Raw genomic sequence first — 23530 nt, forward strand, 5'->3', positions numbered from 1 at the left:
TACAGGCACGTCGCTGTAGCGCAAGGCGCCACACAAGCGCTTCGGAAATTTTCGAAGGAGACCGACGCCAAGTTGCGCCGGCCCCATACCAGACGCTCAGGCCTTGAGACACGCGCCCAGCAGCAGGCGCTCACACAGGGCGGGAAAGTCGATACCGCGCCCCGCGGCAATCTTGGGCAAGAGGCTCGAGGCCGTCATGCCCGGCAGCGTATTGGTTTCCAGCAGGAACACATCGCCTCCGTCGGTGACGATGACGTCCGACCGCGAGCCCCCGCTACACCCCAGGGCCTGGTGCGCGGCCAGGCACACCTCGTTCACCCGCGCATACTGATCCGGAGGCAGGGGCGCGGGGAAGAGGTACTGCGTGCCGGTGCCCGCCTTGTACTTCGCGTCATAGTCGTAGAACTCGCGCGCGGCGCGGACCTCGATGACGCCCAGGGCCTCATCGTCCAGCACTCCACCCTGCACTTCGCGTCCCTTGACGAACTGCTCCACCAGCAGGGTGCCCGCGTACTTCGCCGCGTCCGTCACGGCGGCCTCGTAGGCGTCCCGCGTCTTGCAGATGTGCACGCCCACGCTGCTGCCTTCGCGGCTGGGCTTCACCACCACTGGAAACGGGAAGGGCAGGCTGTCCGCCGCCGCCAGCGCCGACGCGGCGTCCCGGAAGGAACGGTACGCGGGCGTGGGGATGCCGTGGGCCACGTAGACCTGCTTGGCGTACACCTTGTCCATGCCCAGCGCGGAGGCCAGCACGCCGCTGCCGGTATAAGGAATGAAGAGCGACTCCAGCAGTCCCTGGAGACAGCCGTCCTCGCCATAGCGCCCGTGGACCGCCAGCCACGCCACGTCCACCTTCTCCGCCGCCAGACGCGCGGGCAAATCCCGGCCCACGTCAATCTCCACCACGTCGTAGCCCAGCCCGCGCAGCGCCCCGGAGACGGCCTCACCGGTGCGCAGGGACACGTCGCGCTCCGCGGACATTCCGCCCAACAGCACACCGACACGCTTCTGCTTGAGCTCGTCCTTCGTGAAGGCACCGCGGTTCGGAGTCACAGGAAGTCTCCCAGGCGCTTGACTTCGGGTTTCATGTCAACGCCGGACTGCTCGAGCACCCGCTGCCGCATGAGGGTGACGAGTCCCAGCACGTCGCGGGCGGTGGCACCGCCCAGGTTCACAATCCAGTTGGCGTGCAGGGTGGACACCTGCGCGCGCCCCAGCGAGTACCCTTTCAGGCCCGCCAGTTCAACGAGCCGTCCGGCATGGTCGCCCGGCGGGTTGGTGAAGACGCTGCCGAAGTTGGGCTGACTGAGCGGCTGTGTCCGTTTCCGGTAACCCAGGTCCGCGTCCATGACGGCCTTGGAGGCCACCACGTCCCCCTTGCGCAGCGCGAAACGCACCCGGGTGACGACGCCGCCCGGCGGCAACTCGGAGTGACGGTAGGAATACGGCACCTGCGCCTTCGTCAGCCACCCCACCCCGTCCGCCGTGGCCACTTCCACCGCCTCGATGACGCGGAAGGCCTCGCCGTTCTTGGTGCCGGCGTTCATCGACACCGCGCCGCCCAGCGTCCCGGGGATGCCGGCCAGGAACTCCGCGCCCACCAGCGCGTGGGCCCGCATGACGTTGATGAGGCGGACGATGGCCGCCCCCGCGCCCAGGGTGAGCCGCCCTTCCTCGGGGCCCACGTCGGCCACCTCTGGAAAGAGGTCTCCTGGTAGCTTCAGCGTCAGGCCGGGCACCCCGCCGTCCCCCACCAGCGTGTTGGCGCCGCCGCCCAGAATCGAAACGGGGACACCCTCTTCGCGCGCCAGCTTCAGCAGCGCCACCAGGGCGTCTGGCGAGCGCGGGCGCACCAGGACTTCCGCGGCGCCGCCGGCCCTGACGCTGGTGAGAGGCGCCAGCGGTTCGCCCGCCTTCACCTCGCAGCCGCCCAGCGACTCCACGCGCGCCGCCAGCGCCGTCTTCACGCCCGCTTCCACCATGGCGCTAGTCCTTCGACAGGGGTGGTGCGCAGCAGCTCGAGCAACTCCGGCCCCACGTGAGTGATGTCACCCGCGCCCAGCGTCAGCACCAGGTCACCCTCGCGCAGACGCGGCAGCAGCGCCGCCGGCAGGTCGGTGCGCTTCTCCACGAACGTGACGTCGCGATGGCCGTGGGCGCGGACGGCGTCCGCCAGCGCGTCGCCCGTGGCGCCATGGATGCGCTCCTCGCCCGCCGCGTAGACGCTGGTGACGAAGAGCACGTCCGAATCGTTGAAGGAGGTGGTGAACTCCTTCATCAGGTCATGCGTGCGCGTGTAGCGGTGCGGCTGGAAGGCCACCACCACCCGGCGTCCGAAGGCCCGCCGCGCGCCGGCCAGCGTGGCCAGCACTTCCGTGGGGTGGTGCCCGTAGTCGTCCACCACGGTGATGCCCTGGGCTTCGCCGCGCACGGTGAAGCGCCGCTGCACGCCGCCGAACTCGGCCAGCGACTCGCGGACCGTCTCCAGCGGGATGTCCATCTCCTCCGCCACGGCGATGACGGCCAGCGCGTTGAAGGCGTTGTGCGCGCCCACCATCCGCACGCGGAACTCGCCCAGCGACTCCTCCCGGCGGTAGGCGTGGAAGCGCGTGGTGAAGCCGTCCAGTTGGATGTTCTCCAGCCGGTAATCCGCCATGTGCGAGCTGCCGTAGGTGACGAAGCGCTTCTCGATGCGCGGCAGCAGCGCCTGGACGTTGGGGTTGTCCAGGCACAGCACGTTGAGGCCGTAGAACGGCACCCGGTTGCAGAACTCCACGAAGGCGGACTGGAGCGTGTCCAGGTCGCCGTAGTGGTCCATGTGCTCCGGGTCGATGTTGGTGACGATGGCAATGGACGGATGCAGGTGGAGGAAGCTGCCGTCGCTCTCGTCGGCCTCCACCACCATCAGCTCGCTCTTGCCCAGCTTGGCGTTGGAGTCGAGCACGTTCACCTTGCCGCCCACCACCGCCGTCGGGTCCAGCCCCGCCGCGCTCAGCACGGTGGCCACCATGGACGTCGTCGTCGTCTTCCCGTGGCTGCCGGCCACGGCGACCGCGTACTTCAGGCGCATCAACTCCGCGAGCATCTCCGCGCGGGGGATGACGGGAATCTTCCGCTGCCGGGCGGCGACCACCTCCGGGTTGTCCTTGCGCACCGCGGAGGAAATCACCACCACGTCCGCCTGAATCAGGTTCTGCGCGCGGTGGCCTTCGAAGAAGGTCGCGCCCATGCGCGCCAGGCGCCGGGTGATGTCGCTCTCGCGCAGGTCGGAGCCGGACACCCGGTAGCCCAGGTTCAGCAGCACCTCGGCGATGCCGCTCATGCCGATACCACCGAGCCCCACGAAGTGGACCTGCGCCGCATGGCGCGTCTTGAAGAGGCTGGGGGGCTTGTTACGCGTCACGAATGGCTCCTGGGGGCCTTCTTCTCGGCTTCGATGGGGGTGCGCTCGCGGCCGTTGGGGCCCCACGTCTGGACCATCAGGTCCACGCACACGTCCGCCAGTTCCTTGGCGGCCTCGGGGCGGCCCAACAGGCCCGCCTTCTTCTCCATGCTCTTGAGGCGCTCGGGGTGGCTCTTCAGCTCACGCACCGTCTGCGCCAGCTTTTCCCCGGTGAGCTCCGACTCGCGGAACATCAGCGCCGCGCCCGCATCCACCAACGCCCGCGCGTTGACGGCCTGGTGGTCGTCCGTGGCGTGCGGGAAGGGAATCAGGATGCTGGCCTTCTTACAGACGGTCAGCTCCGCGAGGGTCGTCGCGCCGGCGCGACAGACGACGAGGTCCGCGCGGGCATAGGCGCTGGACATGTCGTCGATGAACTCCACCACCTCCGCCTGGAAGCCCTTGTCCGCGTAGCCCTTGCGCACCGACTCCAGGTCGTTCTTCCCCGTCTGGTGGACGAAGTGCAGGCTGTCCTTCAGGTCGCCCAGCGAGTCCAGCGCTTCCGTCATCCGCTGGTTGATGCCCCGCGCGCCCAGGCTGCCGCCGAAGACGAGCACGGAGAAGCGCTCGTGCGCGACGTGGCTGCGCAGGTAGTTGTCCATCAGCTTGCGGCGGATGGGGTTGCCGATGAGCTGGACCTTCTTCTCCGGGAAGAAGGCGCGCGCCTCCTCGAAGGCGATGAACACCACGCGGACAATCCGGCCCAGCACCTTGTTGGTGAAGCCGGGCAGCGCGTTCTGCTCCTGGATGGCGGTGGGGATGCCCATCAGCCACGCGGCCAGCACCACCGGCCCACTGGCGTAGCCACCCACGCCCACCACCACGTCCGGCTTCTGCCGGGCGAGGATGCGAAAGGACTCGATGAAGGCCAGCGGCAGCGCGAAGAGCGCCTTGAGCAGGGACACGAAGCCCTTGCCCTTGAGGCCCTGCACCTTCACCAGCTCCAGCGGATAACCTTCCTTCGGCACCACGCGCGACTCGATGCCGCGCTCGGTGCCCACGAAGACGACCTCGTTGCGGTGATGCCGTGTCACCACCTCTTCCGCCAAGGCGATGCCCGGAAAGAGATGTCCGCCCGTGCCCCCACCCGCGATGAGCACCTTCATCATGCCGCCACCTCCCGCATGTCGGTTCCCACCCGGCTGGGCCTCGCGACCCCCTGGGTGTTCGCGCTCAACGACAACAGCACTCCAGCCGCACCCATCAACACCACCAGCGACGAACCTCCGTACGACACGAAGGGCAGCGTCAGCCCCTTCGTCGGCAGCAACCCCATGGCCACGCACATGTTGACCGCGGCCTGGAACGCGATGATGGAGCTGATGCCCAGCCCCAGGTACGTTCCGAACGTCTCCCCCGCCGCCAGGCTGGCCCGGACGCCGCGCCACAGCACGACGCCGTACAGCACCACCAGCAGGCCCACGCCAATGAGGCCCGTCTCCTCGGCGATGATGGAGAAGATGAAGTCAGTGTGGGCTTCCGGCAGGAAGAAGAGCTTCTGCCGTCCGTCGCCCAGGCCCAGGCCGACCACGCCGCCCGAACCGATGGACATCAGCGACTCGGCCACCTGGTAGCCCACGTCATGCCGGTGCGCCCACGGGTCCATGAAGGCCAGGATGCGCTTCATGCGGTACGGACTGGAGGCAATGGCCACGTAGGCCAGGGGCAACGCCAGCAGCACCATGCCGACCAGGTAGCTCAGCTTCGCGCCGGCCGCGAACAGCAGCACGAAGAGCATGAACACCAGCAGCACGCTGCTGCCGAAGTCGGGCTGCATCATACAAAGCAACACCAGGATGCCGCACAGCGCGAGGTGCGGAACGAAGCCCACGGAGAACTTCGCCACCTTCTCCCGCTTCTTCGCCAGCGAGTAGGACAGGTAGACGACCCAGGCGAACTTCGCCACCTCCGCCGGCTGCAGGCCAAAGCCCGGCAGGCGAATCCACCGCCGCGCGCCACCCGCCGTGCTGCCGATGCCGGGGATGTTCACCAGCACCAACAGGACGATGGCCGCCAGCAGCAGCGGATAGGCCCAGCGCGCCAGCCGGCGCCAGCCGACCTTCATGGCCACGGCCATGGCGACCAACCCCAGGCCCGCGGCGACGAGCTGCCGCTTGAGGAAGTAGAGGCTGTCGCCCAGCTTGTCCTGCGCGAGCACCGCGCTGGCCGAGTACACCATCACCAGCCCGAAGCTCACGAGCCCGAGCACCGCGCAAAGCAGCACCGGGTCGAAGCGCACGAGGGCGGAGGACGGAGGAGAAGGGGTCTTCATGCCGTCACAGCGCCTCCACCAGGCGCTTGAACGAATCGCCCCGGTCCTCGAAGTTCTTGAACTGATCGAAGGACGCGCACGCGGGCGACAGCAGCACCGTGTCACCCCGCTCCGCCAACTCCCGCGCCCGCGCCACCGCATGGGCCAGGGTGCCACACGCGTGGACCTGCGCCGCGCCGGCATAGGCCCGGGCCAGCGTGTCCGCGTCGTCGCCGATGGTGAGCACGCCCTTCACCTTGCCCTGCCCCGCCTCCACCATGGGCGCGTACGACGCGCCCTTGCCCTTGCCGCCGGCAATCAGCCACACGCCGCTGGAAAACGCGCGCAGCGCCACCAGCACCGAATCCACGTTGGTGGCCTTCGAGTCATTCACCCACTCGATGCCATCCAGCACGCGCACGCTCTCCAGCCGGTGCGGCAGGCCCGGGTAGCCGTCCAGCCCCGCCTGCACCTCGCCGGAAGTGACGCCTCCCAGGCGCGCCAGCAGCGCCGCCGCCATCGCGTTCTGCGCGTTGTGGGCGCCGCGCAGCGCGCGGTTCGTCAGCGTGTAGTGCTCGCCCAGGAAGGCCAGCCGGAAGCCGCCCGGCTCCGCCACCGCCAGGCCCGCCAGCGCCGGGGCGTCCGCCACCGGCTTGCCCGTGAGGCTGAAGCCGTACACCGGCGCCTTCGCGCCGCGCGCCGGCCCAGCACGTCCGCGTCGTCCGCGTTCACCACCGCGAAGTCACCGGCCTGCTGCTGCTGGAAGATGCGCGCCTTCGCCTCGCCGTACGCCGCGTGGCTGGGATAGCGGTCGATGTGGTCCGGCGTCAGGTTGAGGATGGCCGCGCCCCGAGGGCGCAGCGTGCGGATGCTCTCCAACTGGTAGCTGGACAGCTCCACCACCAGCGCGTCCCAGTCGTCCGGAGACATGGCCGCCTCGCTGAAGGGCCGGCCCAGGTTTCCACCCACGAAGGTGCGCTTGCCGCCGCTGGCGAAGAGCGTGCCGGTGAGCGCCGTGGTGGTGCTCTTGCCGTTGGTGCCGGTGATGCCGAACAGCGGCACGCCGGACAGCAGCCGGCCCGCCAGCTCGACCTCGCCCCACACCGCCACGCCCGCCGCGCGCGCGGCCTGGATTTCCGGCAGCGCCAGCGGCACGCCCGGGCTCACCACCACCAGGTCCTGCGACGCGAGCAGCCCCGGCGGCGTGGGCCCGGACACCAGCGTGGCGCCCTGCGCCTTCACCTCGTGGGCCACCGCGCCCAGCGCGTCCTCGCCACGTGCGTCCAGCGCCGTGACGTCCGCGCCCAGCTGACGCAGCAGGCGCAGCGCGGCCACGCCGCTCTTCGCGAGCCCGAACACCAGCACCTTCTGACCGGACAGCGCCAACGTCATGGCCGTGCCACCTCCGGCTTCAGCGGAGCTTCAGGGACAGGAGCGCCACGCCACCACAGAGGATGGAGACGATCCAGAAACGAACGATGATCTTCGGCTCGGCCATCCCTTTGAGCTCGAAGTGATGGTGCACTGGCGCCATCTTGAAGACGCGCTTGCCCGTCATCTTGAAGGACGTGACCTGAATCATCACGCTCAGGATTTCGGCGAAGAAGATGCCGTGGATGATGGCGGACACCACCTCGTTCTTGGACAGCATCGCCAGCCCGCCCAGCGCGCCGCCCAGGGCCAGCGAGCCGATGTCGCCCATGAAGACGGAGGCCGGGTAGGTGTTGAACCACAGGAACGAGATGCCCGCGCCGACGATGGCCGCGCAGAACACCGCTAGCTCCGCGCCGCCCGGCACCTGGAGGACGCCCAGGTATTGGTATAGCGGCGTGGCCACCAGCTTCGACACGCCGCCCACCACCTCCGCGTCCGCGATGCTCAGCGTGGTGCCCGCCACGTAGCAGAGCACCGCGAAGGTGATGGCGGACACGATGGTGGGGACGATGGCCAGACCGTCCAGGCCGTCCGTGAGGTTCACCGCGTTGGACGTGCCCACGACGACAATCCACGCGAAGAAGACGTAGAACCAGCCCAGGTCCGGGTTGAACCAGCGCGTGGGGATGAAGGGCAGCGTCAGCTTGGTATTGATGAGCAGCGTGGGGCCGAAGGAGCCGTCCGGCAGCGTCCACGTCGTCAGCAGCCCGAACACGGCGACGAGGAAGAAGAAGGTCTGCAGCACCATCTTCTTGCGCCCGGCCAGGCCCTTGGAGTTGCGCTTGGACAGCTTGAGCCAGTCATCCAGGAAGCCGATGAAGCCGTAGCCCAGCGTCAGGAGCAGCATCACCCAGACGGCGCGGCTCTTCAGGTCCGCGAACAGCAGCGTGCCCGCCGCGATGCACAGCAGGATGAGCGCGCCGCCCATGGTGGGCGTGCCCTTCTTCTTCTGGTGCGAGTCCGGCGTGTCCTCGCGCACGTTGCTCTGCCCGTGCTGCTTCAGCCGCAGCCGGGCGATGAGCTTGGGCCCGATGAGCATGCCCAGGAGGAGCGCGAAGACGCCCGCGGCGATGATGCGGAAGGTGGGGTAGCGCAGGAAGTTGAGAACGCGCCCCGCCTCGGAGTTCTGGATGACCTCGTAGAGGAGGTACAGCACTAGTGGTTTCCTCCGGGGACGGCCGTGCCCGTCAGGGCGGCCACCACCCGTTCCAGCCGCATGCCGCGGCTGCCCTTCACCAGCACCACGTCACCTTCGCGAAGCCGCGGCGCCAACCACGCCATCAGCGGCTCCACGTCGGTGAAGTGGGCGGCGGATTCACCCATGGAAGCGGCCTCCCACCCCTTCAAGGAGCGGGGACCGAAAAATGCCGCCAGCGCCGCGTGCGAGGGAATCTGGCCGCCCAGGCGCGCGTGCTCCTCGAGCTCGCCCGGCCCCAGCTCCAGCATGTCCCCCAGCACCACCACGGCCCGGCCACTCGCGGGCACCAGCGTGCCCAGCGTCTCCAGCGCGGCGTCCATGGAGGCCGGGTTGGCGTTGTAGCAGTCGTCGATGACCGTCACGCCGTGCTGCCCGTCCACCACGTTGAGGCGCCGCGAGTACGGCCGCGCCGACTCCAGGCCGCGCACGCACTCCTCCGGCGTGTAGCCCAGCGCCAGCGCCACCGCGAAGGCCGCCGTCGCGTTCTGCGCGTTGTGTGGCCCCACGAAGTGCAGCCGCACCGGCCACTCGCGGCCCAGGTGCCGCACCGTGGCCACCATGCCCTCGCGGCCCAGCGTCTTCACGTCCGCCAGCCGCACGTCCGCGTGCTCCGCCCGGCCGAACGTCAGCCGCTGCGCTCCGCTGCGCTCCGCCTGCGCGGGGATGAGCGCGTCGTCCACGTTCACCACGATGGTGGTGCCGTGCCCCATCTCCTGGAACAGCTCGCCCTCCGCCGCCGCCACGCCCTCGATGCTGCCCAGCCCTTCCAGGTGCTCGGGCTGGACCACCGTGATGACGCCCGCGTCCGGCTGGACGACGCGCGCCAGCCGCTCGATTTCCCCCGGCTGGTTCATCCCCACTTCGATGACCGCCGCGACGTGGCGCGGCTCCAGCCGGAAGAGCGTCAGCGGGACGCCAATCTCGTTGTTGAGGTTGCCCTCGGTCTTCAGCGCCGGCCCGCGCGTGGCCAGGATGGCGCCCACCATCTCCTTGGTGGTCGTCTTCCCGTTGGAGCCACCCACCGCGCACACCGGAATCCGGAAGCGCTGACGGTGGTGCCGTCCCAGCGCGCCCAGGGCCCGCAGGGTGTCATCCACTTCATAGAGCGTCAGCCCGTCGGGCAGCGCGGGCAACGGGCGCCCGCGTGCCACCACCGCGCCAGCCGCCCCGCCCTTCACCGCGGCGTCCACGAAAGCGTGGGCGTCGAAGCGCTCACCCACCAGGGCCACGAAGAGGCACCCGGGGGTGAGTGCCCGCGTGTCGGTACAGACGGTAGCGTAGGCGGCCGGGGCCGGGCCGCCACGCCGGGTCGCCCCGGTCGCCTGCACCACCTCTTCGTCGCTGAAGGAAGCTGCCATGGTGTGAGAGATGGGCGGGCGGGTCGACGGGGCTTGGGAGGCTCGGGCTCAGCCAGCGGTGCGGTTGGCCAGCGCCTTCGCGGCCACCTGCCGGTCGTCGAACACGAGCTTCTCCTCGCCGACCTGCTGGTACGTCTCGTGGCCCTTGCCCGCGATGAGGACGACGTCGTCCGCGGACGCCGGCTGATGGCCTGCTCGATGGCCGCGCGGCGGTCCGCGTCGACCAGGTAGCCCTTCTCACCGCTCTTCGCCTTGCCGGCGGAGATGCGGCGCAGGCCGCTCTTCTCGATGCCCGCGGTCACCTGGGAGATGATCTCCTCCGGGTCCTCGGTGCGGGGGTTGTCGCTGGTGATGACGGCCGGTCGGCGCCCTCACCCGCCACCGCGCCCATCAGCGGACGCTTGCCCTTGTCGCGGTCCCCGCCGCAGCCGAACACCGCGATGACGCGGCCCTTGGCCAGCGAGCGCGCCGCCTCGATGGAGCGCTTGAGCGCGTCATCCGTGTGCGCGTAGTCCACCAGCACCGCGGGGGCGCCAGACGGACCGTAGTTCTCCACGCGCTCCATGCGGCCGGCCACCGGCATCATCCGCTCGATGCCTTCCTGCACGTCGCGCCGCGCGAAGCCCGCGCCCAGGCCAATGCCCACCGCCAGGAGGATGTTCTCCAGGTTGTGGGGCCCCAGGAGCTTGCTCTTGAGCGGGATGTCACCGGCGGGCGTCTTCAGCACGCCCTTGATGCCCTGGAGCGAGAAGCTCACGTCGGCCGCGGAAATCTCCCCGGAGCCCTGACGGCTGAACTTCCACGCCATGCGCTTCTGGCCGCGCTGCTCGTTGTAGATGCGGCTGGCGTAGGTGTCGTCGCCGTTCACCACCGCCACGCCCGTGGCGGACAGGTTCTCCGCGAAGAGCTTCCGCTTGGACTGGAAGTAATCCTCCATGTCCTTGTGGTAGTCGAGGTGGTCGCGGCTCAGGTTGGAGAAGCCCGCGGCCTTGAAGGTCAGCCCGTGCACGCGCTCCTGCGCGAGCGCATGGCTGGACACCTCCATGATGACCGTCTCCACGCCCGCCTCCACCATCTCCCGGAGGATGCGGTGCAGCTCCAGCGGATCCGGCGTGGTGTTGGCGCACTCCACCGTGCGGCCAGCGAACTTGTAGCCCAGCGTCCCGATGACACCGGTGGACGCGTACGCCGCGGTGCTCATGGCCTCCAGCAGGTAGCTGGTGGTCGTCTTCCCGTTCGTACCGGTGATGCCCAGCAACGTCAGCTGGTCCGCCGGGCGGCCGTAGAAGTTGGCCGCGATGAGCGCCAGCGCCTTTCGAGCGCTGCTCACCTTGAAGAAGGGCACCTGAGAGGACGGCACCGGCTTCTCCGACACCACCGCCACGGCGCCACGGGACACGGCCTCACCGATGAACTGGGCCCCATCCTCCTTCGTGCCAGGAATGGCGACGAACAGGTCTCCCGGCTTCACGCGCCGCGAGTCCTGCGTCACACCGGTGACGTCAACCGCGGAACGGCCGCCCGAGGTCTGCTCGGCACCACATCCTGCGAGGACATCCGTCAGCTTCATCTCTTCCCCTTCACACGCATTGCAAGAGCGGGGCCTGGAGCGGACGCGGCCTTATTGCCGCGCGGCGAGCTCCAGCGTCACCCGGGCCCCCTTCTCCACCAGTGAACCGGCGGCGGGGGTTTGAGATACCACGCGTCCACTGCCCAATACCTGTGGCTCCAGCGCCGCGGCGAGCAGCTTCACCACGGCCTCACGTCCTACTTCTCCCTGAAGGTCCGGCACACGCACCGTGCCGGGTTCAGGGGTCTCCGTCACCGCGTCCGCCAGTGCCGTCCGGGCGGCGCCGGAGGCATTCGCCCCCGGCTTCGCCGCGGCAGGCGCGGGGACTCGGCGGCCACGGCCACCTCGGGTGCCACCGTCCGGGACGGGGGCACGGCCAGGTGAGCCATGGCGGCGGTCGCAATCTCCTTGAAAGCAGGGGCAGCCACGGTCCCCCCGTATACGTCCGTCTTGGGTTCGTCCACTACGACAAGAATCACTGCTCGCGGAGACTCGGCCGGTACCACCCCGACAAAGGAGGCGATCCGCTTGTCCGAATACCCCCGCGCCACCGGGTCTGCCTTCTGTGCGGTGCCCGTCTTTCCGGCCACCCGGTAGTCCTCCATGGCGGCCTTGACGGCCGTCCCTCCCTTGGCCACCACGCTTTCGAGCATGCCCACGACCTGCCGGGCAACCTTCGCGGAGACCGCCCTGCGCAGCTCCGTGGGACGGTTTTCCAGCAGAACGACACCGTCCGGGTCCACCACCTTCGACACCAGATAGGGCCGCATCAGCACCCCATCGTTGGCCAGCGCACCATAGGCGGCCGCAATCTGCACCGCCGTGGCCGTCATCCCCTGTCCAAAGGACTGGGTGGCCAGGGAGACTTCCGCCTTCGGGAACGGCAGGACGCCGCGCCCCTCGCCCGGCAGGGACAGGCCGGTGCGCTCGGCGAAGCCGAAGGCCTGGTAGCCCTTCACGAACTTCTCCCGTCCCATGGCCTGGGCAATCTTCGCCATGCAGATGTTGGAGGACTTCTGGAGGATGCCCTGCGGGGTGAGCCAGCCGTAGGAATGGGTGTCGTTGATGGTGTGGCGGCCGACCCGCCAGGCGCCGTTCTCACAGAAGAAGAGGCTGTCGGCGGTGATGGCCTTCTCTTCCATCGCCGCGGCCACCACGAAGGCCTTCAGCGTGGAGCCCGGCTCGAAGGTGTCCAGGGCGGCGCGGTTGCGCATGCCCGAGCGCGAGCTGGACTCCGGCGTGTTGGGGTTGAAGCGCGGGTGGTTGGCCACGGCGAGCAGCTCGCCCGTGCGGGGATCCAACACCACCGCCATGCCGGCCACGGCCTTGGCGTCCTCCACCGCGCGGCTGAGCGCCTTCTCCGCGACGTATTGGAGGTGGCGGTCCAACGTGAGGGTGACGGCGGCGCCCTGGCGCTGGAGCGGATCCAACGCGCCCTGCACCAGCAGCTTGCGGCCCTTCGCGTCACGGAAGCCGGAGGTGGAGGAGTTCTGCCCGGACAGCTCGTCCTGGAAGGCCAGCTCCAGGCCCTCCAGGCCGCGGCCGTCCATGCCCACCGTGCCCACCACATGGGCGCCCAGCTCGCGCTGGGGGTAGAAGCGCTTGGGCTCCTTGGAGAAGCCCATGCCCGGCAGCGCCAGCGCCTTCACCGCGGCGACCTCGGCGGGCTTGGCCTGGCGCTTCACCCAGGCGAAGCGCTTGGCCCCCAGGCGCGCGCCCAGCTCGTCGGGGTCCAGCTTCAGCGCCTTGGCCAGCGCCCGGGACGCGGCCTTCACGTCGGGCAGCATGGAGGGTCCACCCAGATGGAGTCCACCTCCACGCTCTGGGCCAGCGGCGTGCCGCGCCGGTCGAAGATGTCGCCGCGGCGGGCCGGAATCTCGATGTGCCGGACGTACTGGTCCTGCGCCATGCCGCGCAGCTTCTCCTGCTCGAAGACCTGGAGCTGCACCGCACGACCCAAGGCGACGCCGAGCAGCATCAGGAACAGCCCGAACAGCAGCCGCACCGCAGCTTCAGCCACTTCGCGTTGGGCTCGGGAGCCCGCGCCGCCTTGAAATCCCTCACCGACCGGCTCCGGCGCGGCCCGCCACGCGGGCGGTGGGCTGCGTGGCGTCCGAGGACTCCGCGCGCGCCCCGCTGCCACGCGCCGGCTTCTCCGCCGACAGCGACACCACGGCGCCGCCGCGCGGCATGGCCATGTTCAGCTGCTCACGCGCCACGCGCTCCAGCCGGCCCGGCGCCTTGAGCGTGGCCAGCTCCAGCTTCAGCCGGTCATTCTCGCGCGTGAGGATGCGGCTCTCCGCCTCCTCGCGCGACAGGCGGTAGCCCATGTCCACCACCAGCACCCGGCTGGTGACGTGCAGGATGCCCACCGCCGCGAAGAGGGCGAAGAGGCACACGGCCGGCAACAGGTGAAGCAGCACGCCGCCCACCGTCACGGAAGAACGCAACGCCGACACCCGGGAGTGCACCTTGCTCATCGGAGTTTCTCCACCACGCGCAGATGCGCGCTGCGTGAACGGGGATTGGCTTCGACCTCCGCCTCGGAGGCGGCCACGGCCTTCTTCGTCACCAGGGCGAAATCACCCACCCCGCTGCAGACGCACACGGGCAGGCCCGGCGGACAGGTGCAGCGCCCCGCGAGCGCGCGGAACGCCTCCTTCACCTTCCGGTCCTCCAGGGAGTGGAAGGCGATGACGGCGGCGCGGCCCCCACCTTGAGGAGCCCGGGGATGGCGGCCAGCAGCGCGTCCAGCGCCTCCAGCTCGCCGTTGACGGCCATGCGCAGCGCCTGGAAGGTCCGGGTGGCCACATGGATGCGGTTGGGCCACGCCTTGCGCGGCACCGCCCGCTTCACGACCTCCGCGGCCTCCAGCGTGCGCGTGGGCAGGGCCTTCTTCAGCTCGCGGGCAATGGGCCGCGCGAAGGGCTCTTCACCGTAGTCCTTGAGGATGCGGACCAGCTCGCGCTCATCCGTGGTGGCGATCAGCTCCGCCGCCGTCGGGCCGTCCGGCCCCATGCGCATGTCCAGCGGGCCGTCCTTGGAGAAGGAGAAGCCGCGCTCGGCCACGTCCAGCTGCGGCGACGACACGCCCAGGTCCACCAGCACGCCATCCACGGGCAGCAGGTCCGCGGCGACGCGGGGCAGCTCGGCGAAATTGCCGGCGCGGCCCTGGAAGCGCGGGTTCGCGCCCAGGCGCGCGGTGGCCGCGGCGAGCGCCACCGGATCCCGGTCCACGCCGACCACCGTGGCGCCCGAGGCCAGCAGCGCCTCCGAGTGGCCACCGCCACCCAGCGTCCCGTCAATGATGACCCGCCCATCCGCCGGCTGGAGCAGCGCCACTGCTTCCCGCAGGAGGACGGTCTGGTGCTGGAAGTCCGAAGCCGTCACGGGCCGTCAGACGAAGGGGGCCCGCGCCAGCGCGAAGGCGGCTCGGGCATCGTTCATGTGCGGGTAGATTTCGAAACAGTCGTGCGCGCCGGCCGCGCGGAAGATGGCGGCCAGGTACGGCGACAGTCCGGACAGCTTCACGTCCCCGCCGGCGCGGCGGAAGGCATCCGTGCGCGCCATCAGCGGCTTGACGCCGCGGTAGTTCAGGTGCCCCACGTCCCCGAAGTCCAGCACCACCTGACGCGTGCCGCGCTGCAGCTTGCGGCCCAGGTCGTCGCACAGCTCGAGCAGGTCCTGCTCGCTCAGCTCGCCCTCCAGCATGAGCGTCTCGACACGGCCGGCGGCCATCGCCGCGCCCGCCAACCCTGGCCGAACCTCCAGAACCTGGTTCATACGCTTGCCACCCTCCCGGTACTTCGGGGTCCTGTCGACTTTCCCGTCACGCTTGCCGCAGCTCGGCGAGCACCTTCATCACGTCCGCGGAGGTCGCTTCCTGGCGCGCTTCTTCCTGCGCCTTCGCCCACCCCTCCCGGCTCCACAACTCGATGACCTTCACCATCCCCGCCCACACCACGTCCTTCTCCAGCCCCGCATAGGAGCGGAGCGTCGGAGGGATGAGCAGGCGCCCCAGCTTGTCCAGCGGGCACTCCTGCGCGCTGGCCACGTACAAGCGCATCAGCGTCTTCACCCCAGGCTCCATCGGGTTGCGCTTGGCCAACGACAGCTCCAGCGCTTCCCACTCCCGCACCGGGTAGGCGTGGAGGCATCGGTCGAGCGCCGTCGTGAGGATGAGCCTCTCGTCGTAGGCGCCCACCAGCGTGTCCCGGAGCTTCGCCGGGAGGCTCGTCCGCCCCTTCGCGTCGATCTGGTGCTCATAGACGCCTCGGAACACTCGGGACGATCCACCTTTTCAGCCCGCTGAGGGATGAACCTCCACTCCTTCCCACTCCTTGCCACTTCCGGGCGGCATACATACGCGCCCCACCTGGGGGGGTCAAGAAACCGCAACAGGTTGAAACAGCGGTTTGTCCGCGCCGGACGTCCGGAAAGGCCGTCACACCTGGAAGGTCCAGTGGTTGGCGCCGTACGACGCCCTACCTATTGCGCTGGGGTAAACTTGAGTTCCCCCCTGACCCAGGCGCAAAGTGTCAGTCGCGTGAACACGAACGTTCGGCTGAAGGTGGCCTACAAGACGCCGCAGTCCCTGGTGGGGGAGTACACGCGCAGTGTCGGCCTGGGGGGCGTCACCCTGGAGACGCGCCGCAGCCTGCCGCTGGGGACCCGCTTCACCTTTGAACTCCATGCGGGCGGTGTGCCTCGGCCCGTGGAAGTGCTGGGGGAAGTGGTCCAGGTCGTCCCACACGAGGAGTCCCAGCGCTTCCTCCTCACCGTCCGCTATGGGGTCGGAGAAGACCGCAGCGCGTTGGACGCCATCCTCCAGCGCATCTACTCCGCCGATGAACGCTCCGGCCTGCGCCGCTTCCCACGGCTGCCCCTGTACCTGCGCGCCGTCGAGGCGGCCCCCCTGTCCCCGGGCTTCGTCGTCCGGGACATCTCCCGGGGCGGCGTGGGCCTGGAGGTGCAGGCCCCTGCCCTGCCGCGCCGGTGAAGGTGGGCACGCCCTTCCTGCTGGAGATGGACTTCCGGGAGGGGCCCATGATGCTGCACGGCGAGGTGGTGTGGACCTCCTCGGTGCCCCGGAAGAACTCCGGGACGGTGGCGCCGGGCTTCGGCGCCACCTTCGGCCGGCTCCGGCCGGACATGCAGCAGCGGCTGGAGGGGCTGTTGTCCCTGGCCACACTGCCGCCCGTCCCCTGGAAGGCCCGGGTGAGCTTCGGCATGGAGGCCGTCGCGCGGATGCCGTGACGGCCCGGAGGCCCCGCGGGCTACACCGCGCCCAGGGGGTAGCCGCCCGCGGACTCCAGGGCCGCCACCACCGTCTCCCGCAGCGCCGCCGGGTCATACGGCGTGAAGACGTCCAGCGTGCCCAGGCGCTCGAGCTCCTGGTCGAGCGCGTCCCCTTCAACGTGGCGCACAGCGCGCGGCGCGTCCTGTCGTAGGCGCGGGGGATGGCGTCCAGCGCGTAGAGCTGCGTCATCGCCACCCGCACCGGGTCCAACGCGCTGGACGTGGCGGCCTGGCGCGCGCGCGTCACCATGGAGTCCAGGGCGAAGGCGTCCATCACCACGTCCGACAGGGCCGCGAGCACCTCCTGGTGCTGCTCCAGCTCCGGGCCGAACGTCTCCGCCGCCACGCGCAGGCCGTGGAGTGCCGGTGCTTGGCGGCCTCGGCGGCGACCTCCTGCGGGGCCAGGACATCCTGCACGCGCGCGCGGGGCCGCTCGCCCCGGGCCAGCTCCTCCGCCACGTTGCCGGCCATGGCGAACAGCGGCAGGTCGCCCTTCACGGCGCGCTTGAGGAGCATGCCGGTGATGAGCATGCGGTTGATTTCGTTGGTGCCCTCGAAGATGCGGTTGATGCGCGCGTCGCGGTACGAGCGCTCCACCGGGTACTCCTCGATGTAGCCCGCGCCGCCGTGGAGCTGGACGGCGTCATCCACGAGGTGGCCGAAGGACTCCGAGCCGTGCACCTTCATGATGGAGGACTCGATGGCGTACTCCTCCACCGCCTCCAGGAGGCGCGCCTCGTAGTCCGGGGCGTCCTTGTCCCCCTGCCCCAGGCGCGCGTCCACGAGCCCGGCGGTGCGGTACGTCATGCTCTCCACCGCGTAGACGAGCGCGGCCATGCGGGCCAGCTTCTCGCGTGACAGCGGGAACTGGACGATGGGCGCGTTGAACTGCTTGCGCTCCTGCGTGAAGCGCAGCGCGTTCTGGAGCTGGAGCTTCATGCCCCCCAGCACACCCGCGCCCAGCTTGAGGCGGCCGTAGTTGAGGATGTTGAAGGCAATCTTGTGGCCCTTGCCCACCTCGCCCAGCTGGTTCTCCACCGGGACGCGCGCGTCCTCGAAGTAGAGCGGGCACGTGGAAGAGCCGCGGATGCCCATCTTGTGCTCCTCCGGCCCCACGGTGAGGCCGGGCGTGTCCTTCTCCACGATGAAGCCGGTGAACTTGTCCCCGTCCACCTTCGCGAAGACGACGAACACGTCCGCGAAGGCCGCGTTGGTGATGTAGAGCTTGGAGCCGTTGAGAATCCAGTGCTTGCCGTCGGGGGACCGGACCGCCTTCGTCTTCGCGCCCAGCGCGTCACTGCCGCTGCCCTGCTCCGTGAGCGCGTAGGCCGCCACCCACTCCCCCGTGGCCAGCTTCGGCAGGTACTTCGCCTTCTGCTCGGCGTTGCCGAACCAGACGATGGGCAACGTCCCGATGCCGGTGTGCGCGCCGAACGTCACCGACCAGGAGCCGTTGAGGCTCATGGCCTCCGCCAGCAGCAGCGACGTCGTCTTGTCCAGGCCAGTGCCGCCGTAGGCCTCGGGGATGTCCACGCTCAGCAGGCCCAGCTCGCCGGCCTGTCGCAGCAACTGGCGCAGGAGCGCGTTGTCCTTGGCCTCGATTCGCTCGGACAGGGGGAGGACCTGCTCGCGGGAGAACTGGAGCGCCGTCTTGAAGAAGAGGCGCTGCTCCTCCGTGAAGGTCTCCGGGGTGAGGATGCGGGCCGAGCCCACCTCCTCGAAGAGGAACGCGCCCCCGGGAGCAAGCACCTGCTGCGAAGTGGGCTTGGATGCGGCATCCATGAGTCTCCCTCCAGCGGGCGAGCGCACCCCGCCCTGGGGCCTGAATCTAATCCTCCGGCTGGAAGTCGCCCGTGAAGACCCGGCGAGTCCTCGCCAGTCCACTGCCCTGCTTCGCTTCAGATGAGGCCCGCTGTCCGGCAGGCAGCGCCTTCCCGCAAGCGAAGGGGCGAGCGGTGCCCTTCAAGCCAGCCGAAGCAGGCGGTCCTGGACACCGCGCACGCCTGGCTACGGACCGCCGCCTTCGTTGTCCGCCTTGGCCCGAGCCCGCTTGCCCCGCGCCACCTCGGTGGCGAGCGCCTCCAGGCGCGGTGTCCAGAACACGCGGAACTGCTCCAGCCACGCGTCGACCTGCTGCAACGGCGCCGGGTCGACGCGATAGAGGCGGCGGGTCCCTTCGGCGCGAACCTCCGCGAAGCCGCTGTCGCGCAGCACCTTCAGGTGTTGGCTGACCGCCGGCTGACTGATGCCGAACTCCGCCTGGATGGACTCGGTCACCTCGCCAGAGGGGCGTTCCCCTTCGGCCAGGAGCTCGAGGATCCGTCTGCGCACCGGATCACCCAGGACGTCGAAGGCATGCATCGTGGCTATCAGGTCCCCGGATGTCGCACGTCGGGCGGCGGCGCTCCAGTATAGAAGGCCGTCGTCCGCGCCGCGCGTGCCTTCGCCGCCGCGGCGTCCTCTCCCCGCGTCACATCCGCCTGGCCCCAGCCCTCGCTGCTGGCCGTGATGAACGCCTTGCCTTCATCCGAGGCCGTCCAGGATTCCACCGCCGCGCTGTCGACAGCGGCGCCGCCGGACTCCAGGTGCATGCCCAGGCCCATCAGCCCCAGCTCCCAGCCGACGCCGGTCGCGCCAGGGCCGTAATCGTCCCAGAAGGGGCTCACATGGGCCATGTGCTCCAGCCGCAGCCGGGTGCCACCGCCAGGCGCGTTGGCCAGGATGACCTCCAACCAGCTCACCGTCCCTCCGAACTCCCACGTCAACCCCAGGTGCCGCGGGGCCTCGCAACGGGTGACCGTGCCGCTGGCATTGCCCTTGAGCTCGTAACGCCCACCCAGCTTCAGGTCGCCGGACACCGGAAGGAACCAGCGGGGGATGCGCTCGGGGTTGGTCAGCGCGTCCCAGAGGTCCTCCACCGTCGTGTCGTAATCGCGCGTGGCGACGACGACCCGTGCGGGCTTGCCCTCATGCTCACGGCTCTCCACCTCCCGCACGACGGCCCCCAGGTACCGCTTCACATCCATCATGTCGCCTCCATTGATAAGCTTAGACTTATATAAACGGCGACTTATCAAAGATGTCAATGCTCGAGGCGATGACACGAGCGCGCGGCCACGGAGGATTCCACACCGCGGGTTCACCCTCCGTCCGGGGCCTTGTGCGGCGTGGGGTAGACGAAGCACAGGGTGTCGAACAGCGGCTCACCCGGCGCGGTGAAATTCCCGCCGAGCGCCCGCGCCGCCTGCGCCACCTCCGTGCCGAACGAGGGCACGAGGCAGATGTCCTCGGACGTCTTGAAGCGCCCCTTGAGCAAGCCCAGGCCCCGGCGGAGCGTGACGATGTCCTGCCGCCCCGCCCGCACCGGCACCGAGGGACCATTTGGATCCGGCCCCGGCAACTTGCCCACGCTGGTGGTCAGCTCGAAGCCATCCGCGCGCATGATGATGCGCAGCTTGCCCGGCGCGACCTCCTCCAGCCACGCGCGGAAGCCCGCTTCGTCCCGCAGCACCACCGGATAGGCCACGGGCCCATCCGGGTGCGCCAGCCACACGGACTCCGCCGAGTCCCGCAGCACGGTGAACAGCTCCGACGTCTGCACCAGGAACGTGTCCGCGTCCGGAACCACCAACACCGTGTGCCCTTTCACGCGCTGCGCCAGCCGCGCGGCGTCATCCGGGCGCGCCGGCTCGAGGGTCTCCTCTCCCACGCGCACGCGCTCCCCGCCAGCGCCACCCGGAGCGCGGACGCTGGAAGCGGCTCACCCTGGATGGGGCCCGCCACCTCCCGTTCGGATGGCGACGCGGGTCGCGGTGCGTCCGGAGCCGCTTCGCCCGGCACGGCGAGCGAGGGCAAGGGCTCGGGCTTCAATGACTTGAGCGGCTCGGCCTGCTTCTCCTCCCGACAGCCGGCGCCCACCACGACGAGCAGCACCAGGGCGAGCGCCTGGGTGGCCGCATCCATGCCCCGCACCGTCCTCATGTGGCGCTCCACCGAAGTGGCCGCCATCCAACGTCGCTCGCGATGACGCATCGATACGTGGCGCGCCGAGCAGGCATCCTTCGGCGCCCGGCCCTGCTCCCCGGCCCCCACAGCACCTCGGGCACCGCCATGGCGGTGGATGTCACGAGACGTAGGAAGAGGCACACCCACCAACCAATCACAGTCAACGGATTTTTCCCGTAATGGCGTTTTACCTACCCCATGATACATTCAGGTGGCCCTGCCAAGACAGCACGGGCCCCCTTGGCGCAGCGGCCACCTGCACCCGAAGGAGCCGGAACGAACGTGCAGCAGCTTTCCGAAGGGCTTCATTTCGGTAAATACAAGCTGCTCGAGCGCATCGCGACGGGCGGGATGGCGGAGATCTACCGCGCTCGGATGACAGCGGCGGCGGGTGTCACCAAGCCCGTGGTCATCAAGAAAATCCTCCCGGGCTATGCGGGCAACAGCGCCTTCCTGTCGATGTTCGTCAACGAGGCCCGCATCGCCGCGGGGCTGAGCCACGGCAACATCGCCCAGGTCTTCGACTTCGGCGAGGTGGACGGCGAGTACTTCATCGCCATGGAGTGGGTGGACGGCCGCACCCTGTCGAGCGTCATGCGGCGCGCGCGGGAGAAGGGCATGTACACCCTGCCCCAGCCGCTGGCGCTGCTCATCGCCGTGGAGATGCTGGAAGGGCTGGGCTATGCGCACACGCGGCTGGATGAACGCGGCCGACCGCTCCACATCGTCCACCGCGACGTCAGCCCGCAGAACGTGCTGCTCAGCTACGAAGGCCAGGTGAAGCTGGTCGACTTCGGCATCGCGCGGGCGCGGCTGGCCGGCAGCGCCGAGCCGGTGGAGCACGACCTCAAGGGCAAGTACACCTACTTCGCGCCGGAGCAGGTCCGCGGGCGCGAGCCCGACGCGCGCTCGGACATCTTCGCCGCGGGCATCGTCATCTACGAGATGCTGTGCGGCCGCCTCCCCTTCGAAGGGAAGATGCCGGACGTGCTGCGCAAGCTCGCCCTGGGCGACTTCCCGCGCCCCCGCGACCTCAACCCAGGCATCCCCACCGCGCTGGAGCGCATCCTGCTCACCGCGCTGGCCGTGGAGCGCGAGCAGCGCTACGCCACCGCGGAGGCCTTCGCCGAGGCCCTCACACGCCACCTCCACACGGCCGCGCCCGACGTGTCCTCGAGCGCGCGCGCCCACTTCATGGGCTACCTCTTCGAGGCGGAGCTGGTGGGCGAAGGCCGCCCCGTGCTGCTGCCCCGCGAGTTCCTGGCGCAGATGGCCCGGTGGACCCAGTCCCCCTTGGAGCGCCGCGCCCTCCGGGAGATGGCGCCGCCCGTCCGCGAGCCGCCTGGTGAGGAGGAGGAGCGGACCCCCATCGCCGAGGTCGAGCTGCCCCCTCCCAGGCCTCCGCGCCCGTCGAAGGGCGGATGGAGCGCCCCACGCTGCCGCTCCCCGCGCTGCCCGGCCCCGGAGCGCCGCCCGAGCCCGGTGTCCCGCCCCTGGACGCGGCGGCATCGCGGACATTGGGCATGCCCCGGGCCGTCACCCTGGGCGCGCCCATCATCGTGGCGCTGACAGCCACGCTGGCCCTGCTGGTGTCGAACAGCACGGGCACCTTCTCCGTGGAGCTGAGTTCCTCCCCCCAGGCGCCGCCATCCGGGTGAACGGCCAGCAACAGACCGCGCGCACCCCCGCCCTGCTCACGCAGCTCCCCGCGGACGCGGAACACCTGCTGGAGGTCCAGGTCCCGGGCATGGTGGCGTGGAGTCAGACGGTGCGCGCCGAGCGCGGCACCACCCTGGCCGTCCATGCCCGCCTGCTCCCCAAGCGGATTCAAGGCCCCGCCCAGCAGCCACACCGCGCCCCGCCTCCTCATGAGGTGCGGATGCCCGCCGGGCAGATGGCCCTGTCCAGCGTGGTGCACGCCTTCCGCGTGCCCTACCTCTCCACCGCGCAGATGCGGCTGGACCCGTCGCGCACCTACAGCGTCCGGGTGGAGGGTTGGGCCTCGCTGGGACATGCCAGCATGGTGGAGCACGCCGGGTACTTCCTGGAGGGAGACGCGCGTCTGGCGGCACGCGAGTCCTTCGGCGTGCTGGACGGCGAGGAGCGGCTGGTGCGCCACGCCTCGCGCCTCCACGTCTTCCTGCTGGACGCGAACCGCACGGACAACCACGGCACGCTGATGGTCCGCGTGCGCGAATGGGACAACGACGGCGCCGTCACCACCCTGCGGGTGGACGCCCGGACACACGCGGTGAAGCTGTCGCGCGTCGACCGCTTCCTGCTGCGCGGGCTGGAGCCGGACACGCACTACGACGTCGTGCTGCGGGACACCGCTGAGTCCGCGCGCACGCGGGGCTTCGACGGGGGCCGGTGGGCCGCGTGCTGGGCCTGTACGGCGCTGGCGAGGGCCCGGAGACCGCGTCCGGCCTGCTGACGCTGCTGGAGGTGGGCCGCCCCCTGCGCCTGCGGGGCGCCACCTGGTTGCAGCTCGCGTTCCCCGACGACCACCTGGCCGACAACACCGGCAGCCTGGTGCTGGAGGTATCGCCCGTCGCGGCGCCCGGCACCTCGCCCGCTCCCCCACCAGGGCCTCCCGCTCCCACCCGGTAACGGGCCGCTACAGCGGTGCAGCGACCTGTTGCCGAAAAGTTGATCACCGGAGGCTGCCCCCTACCCTGGGCGCCACGGAGGACTCACCATGAAGAAGCTGGTGGCGGTGGCCGTGTTCGGCCTGATGGGAACCCTGGGGATGGCCGCGCGCGTGGACGCCCGGCCGGGAGTGGACGGGATGGAGCCAACGGATGCACAGGTCGAGGCGGCGCTGGACGCGCGGCAGAAGCTGGTGCTGGGCAACCTCCTCAGGGTTCAGCAAACGGACGCACGTACGGCGGCAATCCACCGGTAAACTCGTGGCGTCCGACGTGGCTCGGTGCTAAGCCCGGGCCTGTTCCGACGTTCAGCCCACCAACCTCAC

Annotated in this window: 23 protein-coding genes and 5 pseudogenes; 6 read left to right on the forward strand and 22 right to left on the reverse strand. The window is 69.9% G+C overall.

Going from position 1 to position 23530, the window contains the following annotated elements; genetic code table 11:
* Window positions 1-96 precede the first annotated feature (96 nt).
* The 16 genes and pseudogenes from QEG98_RS30310 to mraZ all read right to left on the reverse strand — a co-directional run bounded on the left by QEG98_RS30310 (window position 97) and on the right by mraZ (window position 15535).
* Window positions 97-981, reverse strand: a complete 885-nt coding sequence (locus QEG98_RS30310) for a D-alanine--D-alanine ligase (RefSeq protein WP_244171763.1) — start codon at window positions 979-981, stop codon at window positions 97-99.
* Between the two features lie 68 nt (window positions 982-1049).
* Window positions 1050-1982: a UDP-N-acetylmuramate dehydrogenase gene (gene murB / locus QEG98_RS30315; protein WP_316563791.1), complete on the reverse strand. Its 933-nt coding sequence runs from the start codon at window positions 1980-1982 to the stop codon at window positions 1050-1052.
* On the reverse strand, window positions 1964-3403 hold the full coding sequence (gene murC, locus QEG98_RS30320; RefSeq protein WP_316563792.1) for a UDP-N-acetylmuramate--L-alanine ligase: 1440 nt from the start codon (window positions 3401-3403) through the stop codon (window positions 1964-1966). Before murC ends, murB begins: the two co-directional genes overlap by 19 nt.
* Window positions 3400-4551 carry an undecaprenyldiphospho-muramoylpentapeptide beta-N-acetylglucosaminyltransferase gene (gene murG / locus QEG98_RS30325; RefSeq protein WP_090490190.1) on the reverse strand — a complete coding sequence of 384 codons (1152 nt, stop codon included), beginning with the start codon at window positions 4549-4551 and terminating at the stop codon, window positions 3400-3402. The genes murC and murG overlap by 4 nt, the downstream gene beginning before the upstream one ends.
* Window positions 4548-5714, reverse strand: a complete 1167-nt coding sequence (ftsW, locus tag QEG98_RS30330) for a putative lipid II flippase FtsW (protein WP_090490191.1) — start codon at window positions 5712-5714, stop codon at window positions 4548-4550. The genes murG and ftsW overlap by 4 nt, the downstream gene beginning before the upstream one ends.
* A 4-nt stretch (window positions 5715-5718) precedes the next feature.
* Window positions 5719-7085: pseudogene (murD, locus tag QEG98_RS30335) on the reverse strand (UDP-N-acetylmuramoyl-L-alanine--D-glutamate ligase).
* A gap of 19 nt (window positions 7086-7104) precedes the next feature.
* The gene (gene mraY, locus QEG98_RS30340) at window positions 7105-8283 is read right to left on the reverse strand and encodes a phospho-N-acetylmuramoyl-pentapeptide-transferase (protein WP_090490193.1); all 1179 of its coding nucleotides are present in this window, start codon (window positions 8281-8283) and stop codon (window positions 7105-7107) included.
* Complete coding sequence (locus QEG98_RS30345) at window positions 8283-9683, reverse strand: UDP-N-acetylmuramoyl-tripeptide--D-alanyl-D-alanine ligase (protein ID WP_316563793.1); 1401 nt, start codon at window positions 9681-9683, stop codon at window positions 8283-8285. The genes mraY and QEG98_RS30345 overlap by 1 nt, the downstream gene beginning before the upstream one ends.
* A 48-nt stretch (window positions 9684-9731) precedes the next feature.
* A pseudogene (locus QEG98_RS30350) lies at window positions 9732-11253 on the reverse strand (UDP-N-acetylmuramoyl-L-alanyl-D-glutamate--2,6-diaminopimelate ligase).
* 51 nt (window positions 11254-11304) lie between these two features.
* Window positions 11305-11508: a PASTA domain-containing protein gene (locus QEG98_RS30355; protein ID WP_316563794.1), complete on the reverse strand. Its 204-nt coding sequence runs from the start codon at window positions 11506-11508 to the stop codon at window positions 11305-11307.
* Window positions 11505-13028: a penicillin-binding protein 2 gene (locus tag QEG98_RS30360; protein WP_316563795.1), complete on the reverse strand. Its 1524-nt coding sequence runs from the start codon at window positions 13026-13028 to the stop codon at window positions 11505-11507. Before QEG98_RS30360 ends, QEG98_RS30355 begins: the two co-directional genes overlap by 4 nt.
* On the reverse strand, window positions 13025-13258 hold the full coding sequence (locus tag QEG98_RS30365; protein WP_316563796.1) for a hypothetical protein: 234 nt from the start codon (window positions 13256-13258) through the stop codon (window positions 13025-13027). The genes QEG98_RS30360 and QEG98_RS30365 overlap by 4 nt, the downstream gene beginning before the upstream one ends.
* A 55-nt stretch (window positions 13259-13313) precedes the next feature.
* Window positions 13314-13733 (reverse strand): cell division protein FtsL, encoded by a 420-nt coding sequence (locus tag QEG98_RS30370; protein WP_090490197.1) that lies wholly within the window; start codon window positions 13731-13733, stop codon window positions 13314-13316.
* Window positions 13730-14643: pseudogene (gene rsmH, locus QEG98_RS30375) on the reverse strand (16S rRNA (cytosine(1402)-N(4))-methyltransferase RsmH). The gene QEG98_RS30370 and the pseudogene rsmH overlap by 4 nt, the downstream one beginning before the upstream one ends.
* Before the next feature lie 6 nt (window positions 14644-14649).
* Complete coding sequence (locus QEG98_RS30380; RefSeq protein WP_090490199.1) at window positions 14650-15036, reverse strand: STAS domain-containing protein; 387 nt, start codon at window positions 15034-15036, stop codon at window positions 14650-14652.
* Window positions 15037-15082: 46 nt separating this feature from the next.
* A complete protein-coding gene (mraZ, locus tag QEG98_RS30385) occupies window positions 15083-15535 on the reverse strand; it encodes a division/cell wall cluster transcriptional repressor MraZ (protein WP_090490200.1) in 453 nt (150 codons plus the stop codon).
* Window positions 15536-15799: 264 nt separating this feature from the next.
* On the opposite strand from mraZ, the gene QEG98_RS30390 reads away from it, so the two are divergent.
* Window positions 15800-16252 carry a PilZ domain-containing protein gene (locus QEG98_RS30390; protein WP_316563797.1) on the forward strand — a complete coding sequence of 151 codons (453 nt, stop codon included), beginning with the start codon at window positions 15800-15802 and terminating at the stop codon, window positions 16250-16252.
* A 2-nt stretch (window positions 16253-16254) separates the two neighbouring features.
* Window positions 16255-16509, forward strand: a complete 255-nt coding sequence (locus tag QEG98_RS30395; protein WP_316563798.1) for a hypothetical protein — start codon at window positions 16255-16257, stop codon at window positions 16507-16509.
* A 20-nt stretch (window positions 16510-16529) separates the two neighbouring features.
* Here QEG98_RS30395 and QEG98_RS30400 read toward each other — a convergent pair whose 3' ends face one another.
* From QEG98_RS30400 to QEG98_RS30420, 6 genes and pseudogenes are all read right to left on the reverse strand, one after another.
* Window positions 16530-16679, reverse strand: a complete 150-nt coding sequence (locus QEG98_RS30400) for a hypothetical protein (protein ID WP_316563799.1) — start codon at window positions 16677-16679, stop codon at window positions 16530-16532.
* Window positions 16680-16720: 41 nt separating this feature from the next.
* Window positions 16721-16897 (reverse strand): annotated as a pseudogene (locus tag QEG98_RS42320) (hypothetical protein); the annotation flags it as partial.
* The gene (locus tag QEG98_RS30405; RefSeq protein WP_316563800.1) at window positions 16825-18333 is read right to left on the reverse strand and encodes an acyl-CoA dehydrogenase family protein; all 1509 of its coding nucleotides are present in this window, start codon (window positions 18331-18333) and stop codon (window positions 16825-16827) included. The pseudogene QEG98_RS42320 and the gene QEG98_RS30405, both read right to left, overlap by 73 nt.
* 225 nt (window positions 18334-18558) lie before the next feature.
* A complete protein-coding gene (locus QEG98_RS30410) occupies window positions 18559-18912 on the reverse strand; it encodes an ArsR/SmtB family transcription factor (RefSeq protein ID WP_140794649.1) in 354 nt (117 codons plus the stop codon).
* Between the two features lie 8 nt (window positions 18913-18920).
* Window positions 18921-19580, reverse strand: a complete 660-nt coding sequence (locus QEG98_RS30415) for an SRPBCC family protein (RefSeq protein WP_316563801.1) — start codon at window positions 19578-19580, stop codon at window positions 18921-18923.
* Between the two features lie 110 nt (window positions 19581-19690).
* Window positions 19691-20532: pseudogene (locus QEG98_RS30420) on the reverse strand (hypothetical protein).
* Window positions 20533-20838: 306 nt separating this feature from the next.
* Between QEG98_RS30420 and QEG98_RS30425 the strand changes: the two are divergent.
* From QEG98_RS30425 to QEG98_RS30440, 4 genes are all read left to right on the forward strand, one after another.
* On the forward strand, window positions 20839-22125 hold the full coding sequence (locus QEG98_RS30425; RefSeq protein WP_316563802.1) for a serine/threonine-protein kinase: 1287 nt from the start codon (window positions 20839-20841) through the stop codon (window positions 22123-22125).
* 85 nt (window positions 22126-22210) lie between these two features.
* A complete protein-coding gene (locus QEG98_RS30430) occupies window positions 22211-22990 on the forward strand; it encodes a hypothetical protein (RefSeq protein WP_316563803.1) in 780 nt (259 codons plus the stop codon).
* Window positions 22936-23166, forward strand: coding sequence for a hypothetical protein (locus QEG98_RS30435; RefSeq protein WP_316563804.1), 231 nt, complete (start codon window positions 22936-22938; stop codon window positions 23164-23166). The genes QEG98_RS30430 and QEG98_RS30435 overlap by 55 nt, the downstream gene beginning before the upstream one ends.
* Before the next feature lie 88 nt (window positions 23167-23254).
* Complete coding sequence (locus tag QEG98_RS30440; RefSeq protein WP_011555575.1) at window positions 23255-23461, forward strand: hypothetical protein; 207 nt, start codon at window positions 23255-23257, stop codon at window positions 23459-23461.
* The last annotated feature ends 69 nt before the right edge of the window (window positions 23462-23530 follow it).

It is taken from the genome of Myxococcus sp. MxC21-1, assembly GCF_032612255.1.
In the GTDB taxonomy this organism is placed as follows: domain Bacteria; phylum Myxococcota; class Myxococcia; order Myxococcales; family Myxococcaceae; genus Myxococcus; species Myxococcus virescens.

What these genes read in the sequence shown, in the direction of transcription:
- QEG98_RS30310 (WP_244171763.1), bottom strand. Translation starts at nt 981, where the DNA reads ATGTCCGCGGAGCGCGACGTGTCCCTGCGCACCGGTGAGGCCGTCTCC.
- murG (WP_090490190.1), bottom strand. Translation starts at nt 4,551, where the DNA reads ATGATGAAGGTGCTCATCGCGGGTGGGGGCACGGGCGGACATCTCTTT.
- QEG98_RS30440 (WP_011555575.1), top strand. Translation starts at nt 23,255, where the DNA reads ATGAAGAAGCTGGTGGCGGTGGCCGTGTTCGGCCTGATGGGAACCCTG.
- QEG98_RS30380 (WP_090490199.1), bottom strand. Translation starts at nt 15,036, where the DNA reads ATGAACCAGGTTCTGGAGGTTCGGCCAGGGTTGGCGGGCGCGGCGATG.
- ftsW (WP_090490191.1), bottom strand. Translation starts at nt 5,714, where the DNA reads ATGAAGACCCCTTCTCCTCCGTCCTCCGCCCTCGTGCGCTTCGACCCG.
- murB (WP_316563791.1), bottom strand. Translation starts at nt 1,982, where the DNA reads ATGGTGGAAGCGGGCGTGAAGACGGCGCTGGCGGCGCGCGTGGAGTCG.
- QEG98_RS30405 (WP_316563800.1), bottom strand. Translation starts at nt 18,333, where the DNA reads ATGGATGCCGCATCCAAGCCCACTTCGCAGCAGGTGCTTGCTCCCGGG.
- QEG98_RS30345 (WP_316563793.1), bottom strand. Translation starts at nt 9,683, where the DNA reads ATGGCAGCTTCCTTCAGCGACGAAGAGGTGGTGCAGGCGACCGGGGCG.
- QEG98_RS30415 (WP_316563801.1), bottom strand. Translation starts at nt 19,580, where the DNA reads ATGATGGATGTGAAGCGGTACCTGGGGGCCGTCGTGCGGGAGGTGGAG.
- QEG98_RS30410 (WP_140794649.1), bottom strand. Translation starts at nt 18,912, where the DNA reads ATGCATGCCTTCGACGTCCTGGGTGATCCGGTGCGCAGACGGATCCTC.
- QEG98_RS30370 (WP_090490197.1), bottom strand. Translation starts at nt 13,733, where the DNA reads ATGAGCAAGGTGCACTCCCGGGTGTCGGCGTTGCGTTCTTCCGTGACG.